This is a genomic window from Phenylobacterium sp., assembly GCF_036501465.1.
In the GTDB taxonomy this organism is placed as follows: domain Bacteria; phylum Pseudomonadota; class Alphaproteobacteria; order Caulobacterales; family Caulobacteraceae; genus Phenylobacterium.
On record NZ_DASYAF010000087.1, the window covers coordinates 1 to 3,680 of the forward strand.

Annotated in this window: 6 protein-coding genes and 1 pseudogene; 4 read left to right on the top strand and 3 right to left on the bottom strand. The window is 68.2% G+C overall.

Translation table 11 applies throughout. The features are described from left to right. Window positions 1–108: 108 nt before the first annotated feature. Window positions 109–828: a TetR/AcrR family transcriptional regulator gene (locus VGL85_RS08950; RefSeq protein WP_331588219.1), complete on the bottom strand. Its 720-nt coding sequence runs from the start codon at window positions 826–828 to the stop codon at window positions 109–111. Window positions 829–867: 39 nt separating this feature from the next. Beyond that, window positions 868–1,515, bottom strand: coding sequence for a TetR/AcrR family transcriptional regulator (locus VGL85_RS08955; protein ID WP_331588221.1), 648 nt, complete (start codon window positions 1,513–1,515; stop codon window positions 868–870). 318 nt (window positions 1,516–1,833) lie between these two features. Between VGL85_RS08955 and VGL85_RS08960 the strand changes: the two genes are divergently transcribed. Genes VGL85_RS08960 through VGL85_RS08970 form a run of 3 tightly spaced genes read left to right on the top strand, consistent with a single transcriptional unit; the run spans window position 1,834 to window position 3,100 of the window. Next, window positions 1,834–2,031, top strand: a complete 198-nt coding sequence (locus VGL85_RS08960; RefSeq protein WP_414695212.1) for a twin transmembrane helix small protein — start codon at window positions 1,834–1,836, stop codon at window positions 2,029–2,031. Between the two features lie 13 nt (window positions 2,032–2,044). After that, a complete protein-coding gene (locus VGL85_RS08965; RefSeq protein WP_331588223.1) occupies window positions 2,045–2,629 on the top strand; it encodes a cob(I)yrinic acid a,c-diamide adenosyltransferase in 585 nt (194 codons plus the stop codon). Window positions 2,630–2,686: 57 nt separating this feature from the next. Then, on the top strand, window positions 2,687–3,100 hold the full coding sequence (locus VGL85_RS08970; RefSeq protein ID WP_331588225.1) for an MAPEG family protein: 414 nt from the start codon (window positions 2,687–2,689) through the stop codon (window positions 3,098–3,100). On the opposite strand, the gene VGL85_RS08975 is transcribed toward VGL85_RS08970, so the two are convergent. Beyond that, complete coding sequence (locus VGL85_RS08975; protein ID WP_331588227.1) at window positions 3,097–3,372, bottom strand: hypothetical protein; 276 nt, start codon at window positions 3,370–3,372, stop codon at window positions 3,097–3,099. The genes VGL85_RS08970 and VGL85_RS08975 overlap by 4 nt on opposite strands. Window positions 3,373–3,541: 169 nt before the next feature. Between VGL85_RS08975 and VGL85_RS08980 the strand changes: the two are divergent. Beyond that, window positions 3,542–3,680 (top strand): annotated as a pseudogene (locus VGL85_RS08980) (electron transfer flavoprotein subunit beta/FixA family protein); the annotation flags it as partial.

Below are 3,680 nucleotides of genomic sequence, written 5' to 3' on the forward strand. Positions count from 1 at the left end.
TCGGATGGCGTGCGTGGTCGTGGCGCTGCCGTGGAGTATCTGGCCCATAGAGCCTCCCGATGTGAGCACTCAGCTAAGCTGAGTCCCCCACACAGCGGGACCAGACACCTAGGCCTGGCCCTTCGGCGCGAACCCGGCGGCGATCAGCGCGATCTGGCGGTCCATGACCTCGGTCATGGCGGGCGCGTCGGCGTCGTGCCAGGCGGCCAGGCGGTAGACCCAGACATAGGCCGCCATCAGCAGGTCACGCACCTCCTGCTGGTTGATGGCCGGGTCGACGTCACCCTGCTCGACGCCCTTCTGCAGGCACTCGCAGATGATCTCCTGCAGGCGCTGGTTGCGGCCCATGGGCGTCGAGGTGCCCGGCAGGGTCCAGTCGAAGGCCGCCGCGATATAGGCCAGGAACAGCCGCTTGTGGCGCACCTCGAAAGCGAAGTGGATCGCGAACATGGTCCGCAGGCGATCCAGCGTCGAGCCGCGCAGGTGCGGCATCACCCGGTCGAACTCGCCGTACAGCCCGTCCAGGCGATCGACCATCACCTGGCTCAGCACCTCGTATTTCGAGGCGAAGGTGGTGAAGACGCTGCCCACCGAGACGCCGGCGTGGGCGGCGATCTCGCGGATGGTGGTGCCCTGGTAGCCCTGGGTGTCGAACAGCTCCTTGGCCGCTTCGATCACCCGGTTGCGGGTCGCTTCCTTCTGCGTCTGGCGCAGGTTGGGCGCAGGCGCGGCCTGCAGGGTTTGCGCGGGCGGCGGCGCCGCCGCCGCGGCGGGGGTGGCCGCGGCGCCGTCCGGGTAGGTCTCGGAGGTGTCCCTGGGGGTGGTCATCTCATTCTGAGAGACGGCGCCGGAAGCCCAGCTCCAGCCCTAGCTCTTCCGCGCGCCGGCCAGCAGGATGGCGATCTGCTCGTTCGCCCGCTCCTCCAGCGCCTCGATGGTCCAGCCCTGGAAGATCGCCTGGTCGAAGTTGGACAGATAGGCGTCGAACAGCATCTGGGCGCGCAGCGCCGAGGCGGCGCCCATGACCAGTTCGCCGCTCTCTTCGCCCTTGCGGATCTGGTCGGTGATGACGCCCAGCATGGTCTGCACCTGTGCGGCGTTGCGCAGCGCCGGGCCGTCCACCGGCGACCAGCCGACGCTGAAGGCGGCGCGGGCGAGCGGCAGCTGGGTCTGGTAGAAGCGGTAGCCGGCGACGAACAGGCGCAGCAGGCTGTCCTGCGGGCCGTTGCCCTGGGCGGCGGCCTCGGCCATCGCCTCGGCGAGCGAGCCCATGTCGGCCAGCATGATCTCGCGGAACAGGTCCGACTTGTCGGTGAAGTTGGCGAACACCGCGCCGGTGGACATGCCGGCGGCGGAGGCGATGTCGCGGATCGTGGCGCCTTCGTAGCCCTGCTCGCTGAACAGGCGGCGCGCGGCGGCGAGCACCTTGGCGCGGGTCTGCTGTTTGGCGAGCGCGCGACGGGTCGGCGCCTTCACCGAGGTCTCATCTGCGGCGTGAATCTGGGTATGATGCATCATGGGCTTTTGACGGCGGACCGTCCTCTCTAGCTGTGTTCGTCCAAGGCCGCACGTCCCGAAACGGCTCGGTGAACATGTTCATGTATCGAGTTACTCAGCCTGAGAGCAGCCGGAAACGACGCTGTCCAAGTAACTTTTTGAGGCTGGTTGGATTGCGGCGGGGACGAAGGCGAGCCCGTATGAACCGTAACTGGGGCTGAAATTCGACAACTCAACGATTTGGGCTCGCTGAACACGCTCACCAACCATGGGTGAAACGCGGCCATAGCGGAGTTGTCTGTGGTTCGCAAGCGCGAAGGCGCATAAGGTCGCCAGATGTTCGATCTCAACATGCTGATCTATGTCGCGCTGTTCGTCGTGGCCTCGGTCCTGGCGTTCGGAATCTACGCTCTTTTCCGCGGCGGCGACTTTGGCCGGTCCTATTCCAACAAGCTCATGCGGCTGCGTGTGGTCGTCCAGGCGGTGGCAATCAGCCTGATTGTCGGCGTCGCCTGGTGGCGCGCCCGGCACTGACCGCCCGCCGCCCATGGTCACCCTGAACCGGATCTACACACGCGCCGGCGACGCCGGGACGACACGGCTGGCGAGCGGCAAGCCGGTCAGCAAGTCCGACCCGCGGGTCGAGGCCTATGGCGCGGTGGACGAGGCCAACGCCTGCATCGGCCTGGCGCGGATCCACACCGGCGGCGACTTCGACGCCCTGCTGGCGCGGCTGCAGAACGAGCTGTTCGACCTGGGCGCCGACCTGGCGACCCCGGCCGCGCCGGACGAGGCCCCTGGAGAAAAGGGGGAAGGCTCGCGCCTGCGCATCCTGGACAGTCAGGTGGCCCGGCTGGAGGCGGAGATCGACGCACTCAACGCCGAGCTTCCCGAGCTCAAGTCCTTCATCCTGCCGGGCGGGACGCCGGCGGCGGCGGCGCTCCACCTGGCGCGCACCGTGGCAAGGCGCGCCGAGCGCGAGGCGGTGCGGCTGGTCGAGGCGGGCGAGCCGGTCGGCGGGCCGGCCATGCGCTACCTGAACCGGCTTTCGGACCTGCTGTTCGTGGCCGCCCGCCACGCCAACGACCGCGGCGCCGCCGAGGTGTTCTGGCGGTCGGGCGCGACCCGCTAGGGCTTGGCTTGGTCGCCAACTGGCGCGAGGCTGAAACACAGCGAGAGGGGGGAGACCATGGACAAGGAAATGAGCCTGGCGGTCGTCGTGACGCTGCTGGCGGTGGCGGTCTACATCTTCATGGCCGCGCGCGTGGGCGTCCTGCGCGGCATACACAAGATCCCGGCGCCGGCCATGCAGGGCCATCCGCAGTTCGAGCGCGCCTGCCGCGTGCACCTCAACACCGGGGAGCAGATGATCTCGTTCCTGCCGCTCCTGTGGCTGGCGACGCTGACCTTCCACGCCCTGTTCTGGCTGCCGTCGGCCTTCGGGCTGTGGTTCGTGCTGGCGCGGCTGCTCTACATGCGCCTCTACGTCGGCGCGCCGGAGTCGCGGACGCCGGGCGCCCTGCTGACCATCCTGCCGCAGTTCGGGCTGTTGATCCTGGCGGTGATCGGCCTTGCGGGGGCTTGGCCGGCGATCTGGGCCTAGGGCTTCGGCGCCGGCGCGGGGGCCAGGACCGGGCGGCCCAGCTCCTTCAGGGCCTCGGCGCGGGCCTTGGCGTCGGTGATCATCCGGCCGGTGACGTCGGAGGTCAGGATCGGCTGGGCGCAGACGCGCGAGGAGCCGTCCCACCACTTGTGGGCCTCTTCGCACCGCTCCTGCGGCCGGGCCCAGCCCAGGGTCCACACCAGGATCGCGACGTTGGCGACGGCGAAGATGCCGATGAAGATGAGCTTGGTGCGCTCGATGGTCTTGTTCATGGCCCCTCCATAGAGGATTGCGGACGCTACGTCAGGCGCCCGCAGAACAACCGGGGCGGATGGGCGGCCCATAAGCGCGGGCGGTTTGCAAACGGCGCCGGATACGCTATCGCCCCCTCGATCCATTCTCCTCTCGTTTTCTCCCAAGCATTTTGAGGCGCTAGCAACCATGAAGGTGTTGGTCCCGGTCAAGCGGGTGATCGACTACAACGTCAAGGCCCGGGTGAAGCCCGACCAGACGGGCGTCGACCTCGCCAATGTGAAGATGTCGATGAACCCCTTCTGCGAGATCGCGGTCGAAGAGGCCG